Origin of the sequence: Shouchella shacheensis, assembly GCF_001484965.1 — a bacterium.
In the GTDB taxonomy this organism is placed as follows: domain Bacteria; phylum Bacillota; class Bacilli; order Bacillales; family Bacillaceae_D; genus Shouchella; species Shouchella shacheensis.
This window is the reverse complement of sequence record NZ_KQ947393.1, coordinates 288,049-306,437: the sequence shown is the minus strand read 5'-3', so window position 1 is coordinate 306,437 and position 18,389 is coordinate 288,049. Positions and strand designations below refer to the sequence as shown.

The 18,389-nt window shown below is 49.6% G+C and carries 17 protein-coding genes, 1 other RNA gene, 1 riboswitch and 1 other annotated feature; of the genes, 15 read left to right on the top strand and 3 right to left on the bottom strand.

The window, feature by feature from the left end; translation table 11 throughout:
• Nucleotides 1-19 precede the first annotated feature (19 nt).
• From AVZ68_RS01445 to AVZ68_RS01405, 10 genes are all read left to right on the top strand, one after another.
• Nucleotides 20-535, top strand: coding sequence for an adenine phosphoribosyltransferase (locus tag AVZ68_RS01445; protein WP_059102755.1), 516 nt, complete (start codon nt 20-22; stop codon nt 533-535).
• A 129-nt stretch (nt 536-664) separates the two neighbouring features.
• Nucleotides 665-2,854 (top strand): RelA/SpoT family protein, encoded by a 2,190-nt coding sequence (locus tag AVZ68_RS01440; RefSeq protein ID WP_059102754.1) that lies wholly within the window; start codon nt 665-667, stop codon nt 2,852-2,854.
• A gap of 20 nt (nt 2,855-2,874) precedes the next feature.
• Nucleotides 2,875-3,315, top strand: a complete 441-nt coding sequence (gene dtd / locus AVZ68_RS01435; protein ID WP_059102753.1) for a D-aminoacyl-tRNA deacylase — start codon at nt 2,875-2,877, stop codon at nt 3,313-3,315.
• 178 nt (nt 3,316-3,493) lie between these two features.
• Nucleotides 3,494-4,486 carry a LacI family DNA-binding transcriptional regulator gene (locus AVZ68_RS01430; protein WP_059102752.1) on the top strand — a complete coding sequence of 331 codons (993 nt, stop codon included), beginning with the start codon at nt 3,494-3,496 and terminating at the stop codon, nt 4,484-4,486.
• A 92-nt stretch (nt 4,487-4,578) separates the two neighbouring features.
• Nucleotides 4,579-5,298: a ThuA domain-containing protein gene (locus tag AVZ68_RS01425; protein ID WP_059102751.1), complete on the top strand. Its 720-nt coding sequence runs from the start codon at nt 4,579-4,581 to the stop codon at nt 5,296-5,298.
• A 12-nt stretch (nt 5,299-5,310) separates the two neighbouring features.
• On the top strand, nt 5,311-6,330 hold the full coding sequence (locus tag AVZ68_RS01420; protein WP_059102750.1) for a Gfo/Idh/MocA family protein: 1,020 nt from the start codon (nt 5,311-5,313) through the stop codon (nt 6,328-6,330).
• Nucleotides 6,331-6,478: 148 nt separating this feature from the next.
• Nucleotides 6,479-6,640, top strand: a complete 162-nt coding sequence (locus AVZ68_RS20090) for a hypothetical protein (protein WP_157404546.1) — start codon at nt 6,479-6,481, stop codon at nt 6,638-6,640.
• Between the two features lie 72 nt (nt 6,641-6,712).
• Nucleotides 6,713-6,939, top strand: a binding site (T-box leader).
• An 89-nt stretch (nt 6,940-7,028) separates the two neighbouring features.
• Complete coding sequence (gene hisS, locus AVZ68_RS01415) at nt 7,029-8,315, top strand: histidine--tRNA ligase (protein WP_059102917.1); 1,287 nt, start codon at nt 7,029-7,031, stop codon at nt 8,313-8,315.
• A complete protein-coding gene (gene aspS, locus AVZ68_RS01410) occupies nt 8,312-10,084 on the top strand; it encodes an aspartate--tRNA ligase (RefSeq protein ID WP_059102749.1) in 1,773 nt (590 codons plus the stop codon). The genes hisS and aspS overlap by 4 nt, the downstream gene beginning before the upstream one ends.
• A gap of 42 nt (nt 10,085-10,126) precedes the next feature.
• Nucleotides 10,127-10,238, top strand: a riboswitch (SAM riboswitch).
• A gap of 102 nt (nt 10,239-10,340) precedes the next feature.
• Nucleotides 10,341-11,549, top strand: a complete 1,209-nt coding sequence (locus tag AVZ68_RS01405; protein WP_059102748.1) for a homoserine dehydrogenase — start codon at nt 10,341-10,343, stop codon at nt 11,547-11,549.
• 4 nt (nt 11,550-11,553) lie between these two features.
• Here AVZ68_RS01405 and AVZ68_RS01400 read toward each other — a convergent pair whose 3' ends face one another.
• Nucleotides 11,554-11,859: a hypothetical protein gene (locus AVZ68_RS01400; protein ID WP_059102747.1), complete on the bottom strand. Its 306-nt coding sequence runs from the start codon at nt 11,857-11,859 to the stop codon at nt 11,554-11,556.
• Nucleotides 11,860-12,028: 169 nt separating this feature from the next.
• On the opposite strand from AVZ68_RS01400, the gene ssrS reads away from it, so the two are divergent.
• Nucleotides 12,029-12,207: non-coding RNA, 6S RNA (ssrS, locus tag AVZ68_RS19550), on the top strand.
• Nucleotides 12,208-12,473: 266 nt separating this feature from the next.
• Here the strand turns inward: ssrS and AVZ68_RS01395 are convergent.
• Both AVZ68_RS01395 and AVZ68_RS01390 read right to left on the bottom strand, forming a co-directional pair.
• Nucleotides 12,474-13,100, bottom strand: a complete 627-nt coding sequence (locus AVZ68_RS01395; protein ID WP_059102746.1) for an RsfA family transcriptional regulator — start codon at nt 13,098-13,100, stop codon at nt 12,474-12,476.
• Between the two features lie 162 nt (nt 13,101-13,262).
• The gene (locus AVZ68_RS01390; RefSeq protein ID WP_059102916.1) at nt 13,263-14,501 is read right to left on the bottom strand and encodes a replication-associated recombination protein A; all 1,239 of its coding nucleotides are present in this window, start codon (nt 14,499-14,501) and stop codon (nt 13,263-13,265) included.
• Nucleotides 14,502-14,966: 465 nt separating this feature from the next.
• On the opposite strand from AVZ68_RS01390, the gene AVZ68_RS01385 reads away from it, so the two are divergent.
• Genes AVZ68_RS01385 through mnmA form a run of 4 tightly spaced genes read left to right on the top strand, consistent with a single transcriptional unit; the run spans nt 14,967 to nt 18,361 of the window.
• On the top strand, nt 14,967-15,686 hold the full coding sequence (locus AVZ68_RS01385; RefSeq protein ID WP_059102745.1) for a YczE/YyaS/YitT family protein: 720 nt from the start codon (nt 14,967-14,969) through the stop codon (nt 15,684-15,686).
• A complete protein-coding gene (gene cymR / locus AVZ68_RS01380; RefSeq protein WP_059102744.1) occupies nt 15,631-16,050 on the top strand; it encodes a cysteine metabolism transcriptional regulator CymR in 420 nt (139 codons plus the stop codon). Before AVZ68_RS01385 ends, cymR begins: the two co-directional genes overlap by 56 nt.
• A 20-nt stretch (nt 16,051-16,070) precedes the next feature.
• Nucleotides 16,071-17,228, top strand: coding sequence for a cysteine desulfurase family protein (locus AVZ68_RS01375; RefSeq protein WP_059102743.1), 1,158 nt, complete (start codon nt 16,071-16,073; stop codon nt 17,226-17,228).
• A gap of 29 nt (nt 17,229-17,257) precedes the next feature.
• Complete coding sequence (gene mnmA, locus AVZ68_RS01370; protein ID WP_059102742.1) at nt 17,258-18,361, top strand: tRNA 2-thiouridine(34) synthase MnmA; 1,104 nt, start codon at nt 17,258-17,260, stop codon at nt 18,359-18,361.
• The last annotated feature ends 28 nt before the right edge of the window (nt 18,362-18,389 follow it).

The following is an 18,389-nucleotide window of genomic DNA, read 5'->3' as shown; positions in this document are numbered from 1 at the left end:
ATAAGAAGGGGAATTGAGGATGAATTTTAAAGACTATATTACCATTGTCGAAGATTGGCCGCAGGAAGGTGTGCGCTTCAAGGATATCACGACGCTTATGCAAAATGGTCCTGCGTACAAAGCGGCCATTGATGAATTGGCGACGTATGCGAAAGCGCAGAATGCCGATGTGATTGTCGGTCCCGAAGCGAGAGGCTTCGTCGTAGGCTGTCCCATTTCTACAAAGCTTGAGATTGGTTTTGTTCCCGTTCGTAAAAAAGGCAAATTGCCGCGAGAAGTGATTGAATGCGACTACGGACTGGAGTATGGCAAGGATTGCCTGACTATGCATAAGGATGCGATCAAGGAAGGGCAGCGAGTGTTGATTACCGATGATTTGCTTGCGACGGGTGGAACGATTGAGGCGACAACCAAACTTGTCGAAGAGCTTGGTGGCGTTGTGGTCGGCATTGCTTTTCTGATTGAACTTGCCTACTTAGACGGTCGTAAGAAGCTGGGGACCTACGATTTATTCTCGCTCATGACGTATAACTAAGGACGGATAGGGCTCTCTCGCCTTTCGCGATGAGAGCCTTCTATTTTTCCATAATCAAGTCCCTTTACAAATAACCCCTTCACAAGAGATAATAGAAAGAAAACTTTGTCTGGTAAGTAAGGTGATTGAATGACCATTGATCAAGTGCTAGAGGCAGCAAGCGGGTATTTGCACGGAGAGGATCTAGATTTTCTCCAAAAGGCGTACGAGTATGCTGAGCAAGCTCACAGTGGCCAGTACCGCAAATCGGGCGAGCCTTTTATCCTTCACCCGGTTCAAGTTGCCGGTATTATCGTGGGCCTTGAGCTTGATCCAAATACGGTTGCTGCGGCGTTCTTGCACGATGTCGTCGAAGATACAGAAGTGACTGTGGAGGAAGTGGAAGAAGCCTTTAACGAAGAAGTGGCCATGCTCGTGGACGGCGTGACCAAACTAAAGAAGTTTAAGTATAAATCGAAAGAAGAGCAGCAGGCGGAAAATCATCGCAAAATGTTGATGGCGATGGCGCGGGACATTCGCGTTCTGCTGATCAAGCTTGCGGACCGCCTGCACAATATGCGCACGCTAAAATTTATGCCTCCAGAAAAGCAGCGCATCACGTCCAATGAGACATTGGAAATCTTTGCTCCTCTTGCCCATCGGCTCGGGATTTCAACCATCAAGTGGGAGCTTGAAGACACGGCGCTTCGCTATCTGGACCCGCAGCAGTATTACCGTATCGTTAATTTGATGAAACGCAAGCGAGCCGAGCGTGAGGATTTTCTTTCGGACGTGGTGGAAACGATTGAAGACCAGCTGGATGAAGTAAACGTTCACGCGGAGCTCTCTGGCAGACCTAAGCATATTTACAGTATCTATCGTAAAATGGTGCACCAGCACAAACAATTTAATGAAATCTACGACTTACTTGCCGTGCGAATTATTGTTAAGAATATTAAGGACTGCTACGCTGTTCTTGGGGTGATTCACACGTGCTGGCGGCCGATGCCAGGTCGTTTCAAGGACTATATAGCGATGCCGAAAGCGAATATGTATCAATCGCTGCATATGACCGTCGTCGGTCCAAACGGGGATCCGCTCGAAGTGCAAATACGCACAGATGAAATGCACCGCGTGGCTGAATACGGGGTAGCGGCACACTGGGCGTACAAAGAGGGCAGAACGATCTCAAGCAATCGCTATTCGTTTGAGGACAAGCTTACATGGTTTCGTGACGTCATTGAATCGCAGCCGGACACGAATGACGCCCAGGAATTTATGGAATCGATGAAAATGGACTTGTTTTCCGATATGGTCTTTGTCTTCTCTCCAAAAGGAGACGTTATTGAGCTTCCAAGAGGCTCTGTTCCCCTTGATTTTGCTTACCGGATTCATAGCGAGGTAGGCAACCGCTGCATTGGGGCGAAGGTGAACAGCAAGATGGTTCCGCTTGACCATGAGCTGAGAACAGGGGACATTATTGAGGTCATGACGTCGAAGCATTCGTATGGGCCAAGTCATGACTGGCTGAAACTAACGAAATCGTCGCATGCCAAGAACAAAATCAAGCAGTGGTTTAAAAAAGAAAAACGGGAAGAGAACGTCATCAAAGGGCGAGAAGTCATTGAAAAGGAAATTCGCGCCTTAGAATTTGATGTGAAAGAAGTTCTGACACCGGAAAATATCTCGGAGGCGGCCAATAAGTTTAGCTTTGCTGGCGAAGAGGATATGTATGCAGCAGTTGGCTATGGTGGCATCAGTGCGAAGCAAATTGTGAACCGTCTCACGGAAAAAGTACGACGAGCCAAAGACCAGGAAAAAGAAGAGCGTTCGCTTGATCAGGCGTTAAATGAGATTCAATCGTTTGCTCCTCCAAAGAGAACCAACTCGATTGGTGTCAGCGTGAAAGGTGTCGATAACTTACTGATTCGTCTTGCTCGCTGCTGTACACCGGTCCCTGGGGACGACATCGTTGGCTATATTACAAAGGGCCGTGGGGTCTCCATCCATCGCACGGATTGCCCGAATGTGAACATAGAAGAGGTCGAGACCCGCCTTCTTCCTGTGGAATGGGAAGGGTCAGGCCAGCAATCCAAATCGTACAATGTTGATATTGAAATTACGGGTTATGACCGCAACGGATTTTTGAATGAAGTGCTTCAAACGATGACGGAAACGAGGACGCAAATCAATACCGTCTCGGGTCGCTCGGATCAACGACACAAGGTCGCTACGATTGAAATGAGCATTGCCATTTCAAATGTAGGGCATTTGCAGAAAGTCGTCGAGAAAATTAAGCAGCTTCAAGACATTTATGCCGTACGCCGCGTGACGCACTAGCATTCCGGAGGGAGATAACGATGCGTATTGTCGTACAACGGGCCAAACGTGGGCGGGTGTTGGTTAATGAGCAAACGGTCGGCGAGATCACTGCCGGCCTTGTTCTACTTGTTGGCTTCACCCACGAGGACACCGAAAAAGATGTTGATTTCTGCGTGGATAAAATTGCCAACCTGCGTATTTTTGAAGACGAAGCCGGGAAAATGAATCACTCGCTCCTTCATACAGGAGGAGCGGTTCTATCGGTGTCGCAATTCACCCTTTACGGGGATTGTAAGAAAGGTCGTCGGCCCAACTTTATGCAGGCAGCAAAGCCAGACGTCGCCGAGAAGCTGTATGAACAGTTCAATGCAAAGCTTCGAGAGAAGAGCATACGTGTGGAGACCGGTCAATTTGGTGAGATGATGGACGTTGAACTCGTGAACGATGGGCCGGTAACATTAGTGGTGGAAAGTGCTTAGCACTTAGGAGGAACGCGTCTAGTTTGGCTAGAGGCGTTTTTTGCTGGTAGAGGCGACAAACAGCTGGTCAGAGACAAAAGTGAAATCCTTCATTCCCCATTGACTTTTTTGTGAAAGCGGTTAAAATAAAGGGCAGATGCTGTGGGAACGTTCTCATAACCCCGAGAGGAGACAAGAAATGCCTACCATTAAAGACGTAGCCAAACATGCTGGGGTGTCACGTTCTACGGTTTCACGGGTGTTGAATAACCATCCTTATGTGGATGAAGAAAAGAGACGATCCGTGAAGAACTCTATGAAAGAGTTGGGGTACCTTCCTAATTCCTCCGCTCAAAGACTTCGCGGTACACAAACGAGGACGATTGCCGTGCTCGTCGCACGTATCATGAACCCTTTCTTTAGTGCCATTGTTGATGCGATGGACGAGGTAGCTAATGCTCATTCCTATCGTCTCATTCTATGCAACACAAGAAATTCAAAGAAACAAGAACTGCACTATCTTCAGCTGCTTCGCACAAAGCAGGTGGATGGCGTGGTGCTGGCTTCTCTTGAAAATGATTGGTCGGTCATTGAACCATATGTCGCTTATGGACCGATCGTCGTGTGTAATGAGTATCCGCCTGAGAACAAAAGCGTTACTGTGGTTACAATTAATCAAACAAAAGCTATGTACGCGGCGACTACGCACTTAATAGAAAAAGGACACACAGCAATCTCCTATTGTAACGTGATAGGGCATAGTGCCTCGGCTTTATCCGAAGATCGGAGAAAAGGGTTTGTACAAGCGATGAATGAACATCGTTTGCCAATGAAGAAGACGTGGAACTTTAAAGGGCATTCCATCGAATCAGGGAGGAAGATTGTTAGTGAGATGCTGGCACTTGCCGAAAAACCTACAGCCATCTTAACAGGGAGCGATGAAGTAGCAGCCGGGGTTATCGCACAGTCGAAGATGGAGGGTCTCTCAGTGCCAGGGGATTTGGCTGTCGTTGGTTTTGATGACCAGGCGGTTGCGAGCCTTCTCGAACCGCAGATAACCACCATTCGACAACCAACCGAGGAATTAGGGCGAAAGACAATGGAGCTGATCCTTTCCATTGTGACCACCGGTGAAATGGAGGTTGGGACGTACTATTTTTCCGCGCCGTTAATACAGAGACAATCCACCTGATACATAGCCTGTTACCGGTTTCGTGGGCAATTGGTGAGATGAACTAGGGCTTACACGTTTTTAGAACAAACATTTACGTAGAGGTGATAAGTATGAACGTAACAGTATGGAATGAGTTTCGTCATGAACAAGAAAGCGGAGTTGTCGCAAAGATCTATCCAAAGGGGATCCACGAAGCGATTGCCTCCTTCCTGAGGGAAGATGGACACACGCTTAAAACCGCTACACTTGATGAGCCTGAACATGGGCTCACAGACGAAGTGCTGAACGAAACCGATGTGCTTGTTTGGTGGGGGCATAAAGCGCATGAGGAAGTCGCCGATGAGGTGGTTGATCGTGTTCATAAACGTGTGCTCGAGGGGATGGGGCTGATCGTGCTTCATTCAGGGCATTTCTCAAAAGTGTTCAAGAAGCTGATGGGTACCTCCTGCGATTTAAAATGGCGTGAAGCGGATGAGAAGGAGCGTCTCTGGGTCGTAAGCCCGTCTCATCCGATTGCTGAAGGGGTCGGAGAGTACATTGAGCTTGAGGAAGAAGAAATGTACGGCGAACACTTTGACATTCCTACCCCTGATGAACTTGTCTTCATGAGCTGGTTCGAGGGTGGCGAGGTTTTCCGTAGTGGTTGCACGTTCAATCGCGGCAGCGGCAAGATCTTTTATTTCCGTCCTGGACACGAATCTTACCCGACGTACGAAAACAAGGAGATTCAACGCGTAATTCGCAACGCGGTTGAGTGGGCGGCTCCAAGCAAGCGAGCCTATCCAACGTACGGAAATGCCAAACCGCTAGAACAAATTTCAAGCAAGTAACAGGAGGAGAAGATGTCAACATTACAACTAGGGTTGATCGGCGTCGGAGGAATTGCCACGGGGCGTCATATTCCAGCCTTCCAAACACTTGAAAACGTAGAAATCACCGCTGTGTTTGATGTCAACCAAGAGCGAGCGACACGTGTCGCGAAGCAGTTTCAAATTCCACACGTGGCGAAAACGCTGGAGAACCTGTTCGAATTCGTGGATGCGGTCGTGATTTGCACGCCGAACGTCTACCATCAGGAAATGGCTGTTCGTGCGTTGGAAGCTGGCAAGCATGTTCTTTGTGAAAAGCCAATGGCGATAACAACAGTCGCATGTCTGGAAATGGAGGCGGCAGCCAAGGAGTCAGGCGCGGTTTTACAAATTGGCTACCACTATCGATTTGGGAAAGAAGCACAGGCAGCCAAACGCTTGATTGCCTCTGGTGAAATTGGCGACCCACTCGTCATACGAGCGGAGGGCTTGCGCCGTCGTAAAGTCCCTGGCTGGGGTGTCTTTACGAACAAATCGTTGCAGGGTGGCGGCTGCCTCATGGATTACGGTTGCCACTTGCTTGACCTCGCATTGTGGCTTAATGATTTTCCAGAGGTTGAAGAGGTCTACGGCCAAACGTATGAAAAGCTTAGTCGCGACGCTGATCAAGTGAACGAATGGGGTGTATATGACCCAGCAACCATTGATGTCGAGGATCACGCCACTGCCTATATACGGTTGAAGAACGGTGCTACAATGCTTTTTGAAACATCGTGGGCAGCGAATATTCGTTCCGATAAAGAATCCTTGAGCATCTCCGGTACAAAGGGGGGCATTGACGTCTATCCGCTTTCCCTTAATAAAGCATCGAATGGGATGCTGACGACCTCAGAAGCCCAATGGCTAGATGGAGAAGGAGACCCGGGTCTCGCTCAGGCCCGCAATTTTGCTGCGAGCTGCCTCGGACATGAAGAGTCGCTCGTCAAAGCAAGCGAGGGCAGAGTGGTCACTTCGATCATTGAGCAGATCTATGCCGATACGAAGAAAACATGAAGGAATACGAGTGAACACTTAAGGGAGCCCTTAAGTGTTCTTCGCATGCTGATGGAACGTCTCCTTGCAAACTGTGTTGGAACGTGTTTAGAAAGCCTATATCTTGGCTATCCTATCTAGAACCACATCGTTAAAGGGGAGCGGGGCCATGCGGCTGAATAACAAGCATGAATCTCATATGAGTAGCGTGAAACAGGAGATTGAATTCACGGAAATCGACATCGTTGACAAAGCTTGGGAGTATCTTCATGAGACGGGCCTGTCCCCGCGCGACGTGCTCGCCTACAAACAGCAGCAAAATCGCAATTAACTATTGACAGCGAGCGCTCCAATTCGTATGATTAAAAGCAACCTTACTAGATCCTACATGATGATGTATGAAAACGTACCGATGACAAGGCACAGTAGTTAAGAACAATCAGATGAATCAGAGATGAGGGGCCGTGGCTGAGAGCCCTCACGTCTGTCTTAATGAACGAACACCTTCGAGGATTTTTCTTTGAACCACACTGCGCAGTAGAAGAAAACGTACGCTGGCGTTAACAGCCAAAAAGTGGAGGCTTTGGCCTCAATTTGGGTGGCACCACGGGAGATACTCTCGTCCCTGATGATAAGCATTCATCAGGGGCGGGAGTTTTTTAATGCGCCCAGGGAGAAGGAAGAGCGCGGTGACAACGCCGCTAAAAGGAGAGAAGGAAATGAACATGCAGCTGCCGCGGGGCACGCAAGACATTTTACCAGGAGATGTAGAAGTTTGGCAGTATATTGAAAAGGTCGCCGCAGAGAAATGCCGCGCCTATAATTTTGAAGAAATTCGTACGCCCATTTTTGAACATACGGAAGTGTTCACGCGCGGAGTGGGGGATACGACCGATATTGTACAAAAAGAGATGTACACATTCACGGACCGTGGTGATCGCAGCCTTACGCTCCGCCCAGAGGGCACGGCCTCTGTGACTCGGGCCTATGTTAACCATAAGCTCTACGGCTCGGCGAATCAGCCAACAAAGCTGTACTATACAGGACCGATGTTTCGCTATGAGCGCCCGCAGGCTGGACGCATGCGGCAATTTGTTCAGTTTGGGGTTGAGGCGCTTGGGAGTGCGAGTCCACAGCTCGATGCCGAAGTGCTTGCACTATTGGTTGACATTTGCCAGGAGCTTGGGCTCCATCACTTATCGCTTGTGGTCAATTCCCTTGGTGATCTGGAAAGTCGTACCGCCCACCGCGAGGCACTGATCGCTCACTTTAAGCCACGCATTGGTGAATTTTGTTCGGATTGTCAACAGCGGTTGGAAAAGAACCCACTGCGTATTCTTGACTGTAAGAAAGACAAGGATCACCCTCTTATGGGGACAGCTCCGTCGATTCTCGACTATCTGAACGAAAAGTCAAAAACGTATTTTAACGAGTTAAAGGCGGCACTTGACGTGCTTGGCATACCGTATGTTGTCGACCCGACGCTCGTGCGTGGGCTTGATTATTACAATCACACCGCTTTTGAATTGATGAGCACAGGTGAAGGCTTTGGGGCGATTACAACGCTATGTGGTGGGGGGCGCTACAACGGTCTTGTAGAAGAATTTGGCGGGCCAGATACCCCCGGGATCGGCTTTGCGTTTTCGATTGAGCGCATCATCATGGCAATGAAGGCGGAAGGAGCTTACACGCCAACGAAGCCAGCGCTCGATTGTTACCTTGTGACACTTGGCGAGCAGGCGAAAACACAGTCGGTAAAGGTGCTCCATGATTTGCGCCAGGCGGGAATACGTGCCGATAAAGATTATCTTGACAAAAAGATGAAGGCACAGCTCAAAGCAGCGGATCGCCATGAAGCTAAGTTCACGGTCATTTTGGGCGACGATGAGCTGGAAGCTGGGGTGGCCAATGTGAAACAAATGGAAACGGGGGAGCAAGATCAAGTGGCGCTAACAGATCTTATTCCTACTATTTTAAGAGGATTACAAAAGGAGAGGAAGCAATGATCACAAGGACACATGGCTGCGGCGAGCTCGGCATTGAGCTTGCTGGTCAAGAAGTTGAGTTGAAAGGATGGGTCCAACGCAGACGGGATCTAGGTCAGGTGATCTTTCTTGATGTACGCGATCGTTCCGGCATCGTGCAAGTCGTTTTCAGCCCGGAGATCAACCCGCAGACACTGGAGGTCGCCGACGGCATTCGGAATGAGTACGTTCTTGCCCTAAAGGGAATCGTGGTTGAGCGCGATGCCAAAGCAGTAAACGATAAGCTCGCTACCGGGGCCATTGAAGTACATGTGCATGAGCTCGAGCTATTAAACAGTTCAAAGTCGTTGCCATTCCAAATTTCTGCGAACACAGACGCCTCCGAAGACGTGCGCTTGAAATATCGCTATTTAGACTTGCGGCGTCCGGATATGCAGGAAACGTTTGCCCTCCGGCATCGTGTGACGAAGCAAATCCGTGATTTTCTTGATAGCGACGGTTACCTTGAAATTGAGACGCCGATGCTGACGAAGAGCACCCCTGAAGGAGCGCGTGACTATCTTGTACCAAGCCGCGTACACCATGGCCAGTTCTATGCGCTGCCGCAGTCGCCGCAAATCTTCAAACAATTGCTCATGGTTTCAGGGTTTGAGAAATACTTTCAGATTGTTCGCTGCTTCCGGGATGAAGACTTGCGCGCGGACCGTCAGCCTGAATTTACACAGATTGATATTGAAACAAGCTTCCTTGAGACTGAAGACGTACTTGCGATGACCGAGCGGATGATGAGTGCGATTATGCTCGATACGCACGGCCTAGACGTTGCCGCCCCGTTTCCGCGCATGACGTATGCGGAAGCGATGAGCCGCTACGGTTCAGATAAGCCGGATACACGTTTTGGGATGGAGCTTGTGGAGCTATCCGACGTTTTGAAGGATACAACGTTCAACGTGTTTCAGGGCGCGCTTGCAAGCGGTGGGATCGTCAACGGGTTGAACCTTAAAGGCGGGGCGGATAAGCTCTCACGCAAGGAGATTGATGCGCTCACCGACTTCGTTAAGCAATATGGAGCGAAAGGGCTTGCGTGGCTGAAGGTGGAGGGCGACGGACTCAAAGGGCCCATTGCCAAGTTTTTCAATGAAGCTCAGACCGAGGCGTTGTTTGAGGCGATGGCTGCTGAGGACGGAGATTTGCTCTTCTTCGGTGCAGATAAGGCAAACGTCGTTTATGACGCTCTTGGCGCCCTCCGTTTAAAGTTTGGCAAGGAGTTTCACTTGATTGATGAGAGCAAATTTAACTTCTTATGGGTAACGGATTTTCCACTCGTGGAATATGACGCTGAGGCCAAGCGGTATGTAGCGCTGCATCACCCGTTCACACGTCCGAAAACTGAAGACATTGAACTTATGGACACAGAGCCGGAGAACGTACGGGCGGAGGCCTATGATCTTGTGCTTAATGGCTACGAGCTTGGCGGCGGATCACAGCGTATATATGAGCAGGAGCTTCAAATGAATATGTTCCAGCTACTTGGTTTATCAGAAGAAGCGGCGAAGAAGGAATTTGGGTTCTTGCTTGAAGCGTTTGAATACGGGACGCCCCCTCATGGCGGGATTGCCCTTGGCCTTGACCGGATTGTGATGTTGCTTGCCGGTCGCACGAACTTGCGTGAGGTCATTGCCTTCCCGAAAACAGCAAGTGCGAGTGATCTGTTAACGAATGCTCCGAACGAAGTGAGTTTGGATCAGTTGATTGAACTGAATGTATCGATTATTGGAAAGCGCAGTTGACAGACACCACCAGCTGCCTTACAATGAGCAAAACCAACAATAAACTTATCAAGAGTGGCTGAGGGACTGACCCCATGACGCCCGGCAACCGGTTTGTGTGCCAAGCAAACAAAGGTGCTACGTTCAGCAGAGCTTAGGCTCTGGAAGATGAGTGAGGCGTGAAACCCTTTTCTTATCGAGAAGGGTTTTTGTCTAGGTGCGGTGGGTAGGATGTCAGATCAATTGAACGTATAGACGTTGATGAGGGAGTGCAGAAATGAACCTGGGGATGATTGGACTTGGCACTGTGGGGAGCAGTGTCTTTAAGCGTATTGAAGAATCAAAAGAGGAGATGCAACGTCTCTTGAAAGCACGCCTAGACGTGGTTTGTATTCTCGTCAAGGATCGAGACAAAGGTAGAAAAGGCAAAGGGGAGCTTCTAACAACGACCGACTGGGAGTTGTTTTCAGAGGCGTGTACCTATGATGTGGTCTTCGAAGCGATGAACGGTGTAGACCCTGCCTATACCTACACCAAAGCGCTTCTTACGCGGGGGACAGCGGTGGTGACTGCCAATAAAAAGCTAGTCTCCGAGCACGGGGAGGAACTCGAAGAACTAGCGCAAATGCACGGGACGTATTACAGCTATGACGCTTGCGTTGCTGGAGCAATTCCAATTGTGAGCGCATTAAAATCAACGCTCGCCACGACCGACGTGGCGCGAATCTCCGGGATTTTAAATGGTTCGACAAACTATATGTTGACGGAAATGACGGAGCACGGAAGAAGCTATAGCGAGGTTCTCAAAGAAGCGCAGCAGCTCGGCTATGCGGAAGAAGACCCAACCGCTGATGTGAGCGGATATGATGCGTGGTATAAAATTCGGATCCTCAGCAAGTTGGCTTTTGGCTCGTGGCCACAGGAAGAAGCCATTGGCCGCACAGGACTTGAATCGCTCCATCATTGGCAGGTCCAGATTGCGAGGGAGCATGGATTCTCGATGAAGCTTGTGGCGGAGGCGGAATGCGACACGAACGGCAAGCCGGTTGGGCGTGTGGGCGTTGCTCTTGTGCATCGCTCACACCCCTTTTACAGCGTGAGCGGTGTAACGAATGGTGTGCTTGTGGAAGGAGAAGACATTGGTGAGCTACTGTTCACGGGTCCAGGTGCAGGGGGAGCGGCAACGGCCAACAGTGTTGTCGAGGATTTTGTGCTTCACGAACGAGCCAGTTATTTGCGGAGGTCCCCGCGCGCGACTCCTTGGAGCGAGCGAGAAGCCAAGCAGCAATACGCGGTCTTTTCGAGTAGAGAGGATGTATCCGCAGTGAAGCATTCCTTGGGAGAGAGAGGAATTACTATTCATGTCGCCCGTTCATACGAAGAAGGAGCCTTGTTCGTTATTGAAGCCGAACGGACGTCGCACTTACCTTATCCTCTCTATCGCATTTACGGGGAATTCGAGAAGCAGATGGAGCACACACACTAGCTCATTAATCGTTGAATGTAGTTGGAGGAACGATCTTTTTAAATTCATCAATAAAATGGTGTGGTTCTATTTTGATGTTGTATGTACGCACGCCCTGGCTCGTATGCAGGTACATAAAACCGATATTGTTGTCGCCGCTTTGCATGCGGTAGGAAATGTCAAACACAGAATCAATGGGAAAGGCATCGTTTTTCACTTCAATTCGGTCGTCAAAAAGCTTCATGTCAAAAGATGTTTCAACGACTCGTTTTTCAATCCAGCCAATTTCTTGGCGTACTTCAATGCAGCGCTGTGTTGCTCGTTCAGCCATACTACCGCCCTCCTTTTTCTAGAGCCAATGTACCATATTGACGGAACGATTGCGACCGAGAGGGATTTCGGGAGTTCAGCGAAAAGGGGACAGTTAAACTAAAAAACTATTTTGACAAGGAAGCGCTTGCTACTCAGAAGAAACGATGCTATAATCATTGTAATCAATCGCTATCCTGAAATGTTCGTAGGGCGTTAACGTTTGAGCCAACACTTTAAAAAAGGGAGCTTGCCGTTGTTGATTGGCTTGCACGCCTCGGAAGCTGAGGACGTAAAAAGATCAACGCTAAGCACCCACCTGCCTCGCAGGTTCAAAGCTTTACTTACCTACGGCATAGTCGGGATAGCTATTCTTAAAGTACCGAGACGGTGCTTTTTTTGTGCTTTGATGTTCGTTTATCCAATAATCTCCGCCGAGCAAGTCTTGATTGCAAGGTCAAGCTCCCGCTTTTACGTCCCATCCGTATTTGGTTTGATTATGGCTGCACATGGAATGACTAAGTTTCTTAAAGGGATGACGATCCATCGCTACACATAACTACGGACAGCCATTCCCCAAGGGACAGGCTGTCCGTTGTCTAACTGCAGCGTGTAGAAGCGTCTTTGCTTTTCGAATTACTTAGCCACTTTTTCAAGGTTGCCGTTTTTATCCATTTTAAAGGTCGCGTTTTCGCCCTCTTCCTCTTCAAGGATCGCGAGACGACGTGCTCGGTTCATAATTTGAATCAATGACTGGTAATCTTCCTCTATCATGCTATGATCTTGCTTGTTTTTTTGCATTGCGGTTTCCAGTTCTTTTAGCCTGCGCTGAAGCAGGTTCAGCTCTGCTTTAAGCTCTTTGTTTTCGATCTCAATTGCCGATGTCTGACGGTCATGAGCGGCGTATTGCTGAAGCTGTGATATGATCGAAGCCAGCGTTGGCGAGGACGCTGTGTCCCTTTCGTACTCAACAACCGGAGAGGCTTCGAGCGTTGGTGATGCTACGTTTCTCGTATAGTAAGGATAGGAAGCCGCTCGCTTGCGCTCTTTGCGCTCACGTTTTGCTTCCGCTATAACATGGATATGCTTTTGACGAACGACGGCGTTCCAGCGAAAGCCACACGCCGCTGATGTTCGGTTAAGAGCATCCCCTACTTCATCAAAGGCACGAAGCTGGGTGCTTCCTTCTTTAATATGGTTTAAGACGGTTTCAGCAAGCAACACATCATCTTCGTGAGACCACGCGTCTTGTCTAATTTTCATGGAATACATCCCCTTTTACTTTCTTGAAGTCTTGTTTCTACTTTTGCCAAAGAGGATGGAAATTATACTAATTTCCTGAACGAGCCTCGATTCGACGTTTGCGAAGCTGCTCGCCTATGCAAAAGGATGGAAAAATTTTCTTCTTTTCCATCCTTGTCACCGCTAATTTTGTATTTTTTTGTAAATGTCCGCGAGCGCCATCTCGAACTTCCCAGACGGCTTTGGTTTAAAATAAACATGGTCCATGATCGCGTCAGGCAAATACTGCTGCCGCACCCAGCCGTTTTCATAGTCATGCGGGTATTTATAAGTAACTCCACGCCCAAGATTTTTTGCGCCTTTGTAGTGGGCATCTTTTAAATGAACAGGTACGTCGCCGGTCCCCCCGCTTTGCAGTGCTTCAATGGCTGCATTAATGCCCGCGTAGGCACTGTTTGACTTAGGGGAAAGGGCAAGCTCTACGACGGCGTTCGCTAATGGGATGCGCGCCTCAGGTAGGCCGAGACGTTCCGCTGCTTCGATGGCGCTGAGTGTGCGTGTGCCGGCCTGGGGATTGGCCAGACCAATATCTTCATAGGCGATCACAAGCAATCGACGATGGATGCTGACGAGATCCCCTGCTTCCAGCAAGCGGGCCAAGTAGTGAAGAGCGGCGTTGACGTCACTGCCACGAATCGACTTCTGGAAAGCGGAGAGCACATCGTAGTGAGCATCTCCGCTTTTATCGTGCTGAATGCTTTTCTTTTGAATGCTCTGCTCCGCCGTTTTTAATGAGACCTTGCGCACGTTGTCGGTCGTTTTTGGCGTTGAGAGGACAGCAAGCTCAAGGGCGTTTAGCGCAGCTCGAACATCGCCGCCGCAAGCGAGCGACAAGTGGCGAATCGCTTTGTCTTCGATTTCAACCGTTTCTGTTCCAATCCCGTTTTCTTTATCCTTCAGCGCTCGAAACAAAGCCTTCTCAATATCGAGAGCTTGAAGCTGTTCCAGTTCAAAAATATGGCAGCGACTGCGAATCGCTGGATTGATCGAGTGGTACGGGTTAGCGGTTGTGGCCCCAATTAAAAGAAGGAGTCCGCTTTCGAGGTGAGGCAAGAGAAAATCCTGCTTCGCTTTGTCGAGGCGGTGCACCTCATCCAGAATCAGGATCAGCGTTCCGTACATCTTTGCTTCTTCAACAACGACTTCCATATCCTTCTTGTTGTGAACGGTCGCATTAAGCATGCGGAAGTGAATATTGCTTGTCCCAGCAATCGCACGGGCAATGGACGTCTTACCGGTGCCGGGAGGGCCGTAGAGAACCATCGAAGAAAGCTGATTTGCTTCAATCATTCGGCGAAGCAGCTGTCCTTCTCCCAAGAGGTCTTGCTGCCCAATGACATCATCAATGTTTGTTGGCCGCATGCGGTAGGCAAGAGGCTGTTTTTTCACCTGAAACCCTCGCTTTCTTTCATCTAATTCAACTTTCGGACACGAAAAGTGCACCTCACCCACTGGTATAAGGGAATTAGGTGCAGCTATTCTCGATAGGATCGAGCCTCATTCCGACAGGAGACGCAACAATCCCCAGGGTCTTCTCCAACCAACGAGCAACAGGGAATCCACTGTATTTTCAACTCCGAAAGTTGAGTCATCTAAACGTAGCATAAGTGTAGCGCACGACGCGGGGCTTGTCCAAAGGGAAGGCAGTAGATGTTAAGGTTATGGTCTTTTTGTGAAAACGTTGGTTCGTATTCATTTGAGTGTGAGAGAGTCGTTGCGAATTTGAATCTGACCCATTCCATTCCTTCTGCTGAAAATAGAAGCGTACCTCCTATCAATCCTAGCTGTATTCATGCTATAATGTCAGGTGATCAAAAAGAGAGAGTGATGGTTAATTTGATACAAGGCGAGAGAAATGGGTCTGTGCAAATGATCCGCTGGGCGTTTTTCGTCGGCGGAATTTCACTATTGGCTTTTGGGATTGCTGTGATGATTCGTGCCGACTTAGGGGGTGCGCCCTGGGACGTCCTGCATATTGGGCTGACCTTGAAGTTTGGCCTTACGGTGGGGACATGGTCGATTTTAGCAGGAATTGTCGTGCTCGGACTATCCGGTCTTCTCTTAAAACGAGTACCGCAGCTGGGGGCCTTTCTTAACATGCTCTTAGTTGGCCTGTTTCTCGATTTGTTTTTATTTCTTGTTCCAATCCCGGGAACGCTAATGGGGCAATGGTTCTATTTGCTCCTAAGCTTCGTCATCATCGGCATCGGTATTGGGATCTACATTGCTCCACAGCTTGGCGCAGGTCCACGCGATAGTTTGATGATTGGCCTCCAACAAAAAACAGGCTGGAGTCTGCGCTGGGTGCGTAGCGGTATGGAGGCGATTGTCCTTCTGATTGGCTGGTTGCTCGGAGGACCAGTAAGCGTTGGTACCCTGCTTTTTGTATTCGGGATTGGCTACGTGGTCGGAATGACGGTTCCTTCCTGCAAACGACTTGTCGATGCAGTGATTCAGGCGCGACTACTTACGGTAGAAAGAAGGAGAGCGAATGAAAATTTCAACGAAGGGCCGTTACGGCCTCACCATCATGATGGCACTCGCTAAAAAGACGGGAGAGGGTCCCGTCTCGCTAAAGTCCATCGCAAAGGAATACAATCTATCTGAGCATTACTTAGAGCAGTTGATTGCCCCGCTTCGTAACGCAATGCTCGTTAAGAGCGTACGTGGCGCTTATGGGGGGTACATGCTTGCCAAAGAAGCGGCGGAGATCACGGCAGGTGATATTATTCGCGTCCTTGAAGGCCCGATTAGCCCGGTTGAGGTGCTTGAAGATGAAGAGCCCGCCAAGCGAGATCTGTGGATTAAAATTCGCGACGCGGTGAAAAATGTGCTCGATGAAACGACGCTCGAAGACCTTGCGACGTTTAAAGCAGAGGGCGAGCAAGAATATTATATGTTTTATATTTAACGTTAGATTGGAGGCCAGTCATGCCGACCATTTATTTGGATCACGCAGCGACTTCTCCGCTTCACTCAGCAGCTCTCGATGAGATGCTGCCTTACTTTACGGAGGTCTTTGGCAACGCGTCTAGCGTGCACAGCTATGGTCGAAAAGCAAGAGCGGTCCTTGAGCAGGCGCGTGCAGACGTGGCCGATCTCATGAAGGTCAAGCCTTCTGAGATCGTGTTTACGAGCGGCGGAACAGAGGCGAATAACATAGCGCTCATAGGATATGCGCTTGCCAATCAAGAGATGGGCACTCATCTTATCACGACGGAGGTTGAACACCACGCGGTCCTCCACACGATGGACGAGCTGGAGCACCAAGGATTTCGCGTTACACGTCTGCCGGTCGATGGCACAGGACGGATTCGACCTAAGGATCTCGAAGCGGCGTTAACAAAGGAAACGATTCTCGTGTCCATTATGTATGGGAACAACGAAGTTGGTACCATACAGCCACTGGATGAGGTTGCTGCTCTTCTTAGCACGCATCAAGCGGTGCTTCATACCGACGCGGTTCAAGCGGCTGGAACACAGCCACTTGTCGCGAGAGAGCTTGGCGTTGACCTCATGTCCATTGCCAGTCATAAGCTGAACGGACCCAAAGGGGTCGGCTGTCTCTACATTCGTGAAGGGCTCTCCCTTGCCCCTTTACATTTTGGCGGTGAACAGGAGAGAAAAAGACGAGCTGGAACTGAAAATGTGCCGGGGGTCGTTGGTTTTGCCAAGGCCTTCCGTCTAGCTAGCGAAGAGCGGGAGGAGCGCAGCGCTCGCTATCAGCTTTTTTACGAAACGTTTGTCAGCGTCATGAAGGAGGCGGACGTTGAATTTGTCTTAAACGGCGATGCGTCGAACCGTCTCTCTCACATTCTCAATGTGAGTTTTCCTGGAGTAAGCACCGAGACCCTTTTGATGCAGCTTGACCTTGAGGGGATCGCTGCCTCAGGCGGGTCTGCTTGTACGGCCGGGACACTCAAACCTTCCCATGTGATCCAAGCGATGACGGGAGAGGACGAGCGGGTTCAGACGGCGGTTCGCTTTAGCTTTGGGTATACAAATACGTTGGACGATGTCGAGGCGGCGTTTCGTCGCGTGGCACAAATCGTGAAGGGAAGCCAAGAGTCCACGGCCTTTATTGATTAGGGCTATTGCTTGCTAGGAAGGTGATAAACATGAAGAAACGACCAGAGGATATCCGCATTGTTGTTGGAATGTCCGGAGGCGTTGATTCATCCGTAACGGCACTGCTTTTAAAGGAGCAAGGCTACGATGTCATAGGCATCTTTATGAAAAACTGGGATGACAGCAATGATTCCGGATTTTGTTCAGCGACCGAGGATTATGAGGATGTTGTCCGTGTCTGCAACCAGCTTGAGATCCCGTATTACGCGGTGAATTTTGAAAAACAGTATTGGGAGAAGGTTTTCACCTATTTTCTCGAAGAATACCAGGCGGGCCGAACGCCGAACCCGGATGTCATGTGTAACAAAGAAATCAAGTTCAAAGCGTTTTTGAACCACGCCATCTCTCTCGGTGCGGACTATGTGGCCACAGGTCATTATGCAAAGCTTCGTGAGGAGGAGGGGGAGTATCAGCTTCTTCGCGGTGCGGACGATAATAAGGACCAGACTTATTTTTTAAATGCGCTCAGCCAGAAGCAACTCTCGAAAGTGATGTTCCCGCTTGGCCATTTGCCGAAATCTGAAGTTCGTAAAAAAGCGGCCGAGGCCAATCTAGCAACAGCCACGAAGAAAGATAGCACAGGAATTTGCTTCATTGGCGAACGCGACTTTAAAGAATTCCTGCAGAACTTCTTTCCGGCGCAACCTGGAAACATGGAGACTGTCTCTGGTGAAGTGAAAGGAACCCATGACGGGTTAATGTATTACACGCTCGGGCAACGGCAGGGGCTTGGGATTGGCGGAGCCGGAGAGCCTTGGTTCGTTGTGGATAAGGACCTTGAACGTAATGTGCTTATCGTGGGCCAAGGGTTCGACCATGAAGGCCTTTATTCAGAAGGGCTGAAAGCGACAAATGTCAATTGGCTTTCTCGCAAAGAGCGGACAGCGCCCTTTGCGTGCACAGCGAAGTTCCGCTATCGCCAGCCAGACCAAGCGGTAACCGTCCATCCCGCAGAGGACGGCCAGGCACTTGTAACGTTTCGTGAACCTCAGCGTGCCATCACGCCGGGGCAAGCCGTTGTCTTTTATGAAGGCGAACGCTGTATCGGCGGAGGGACGATCGATGAAGTGGTTAAAAGTTGGGAAAATACCTGAGGGTGTTTTCCCTTTTGTCGAGTCGCAG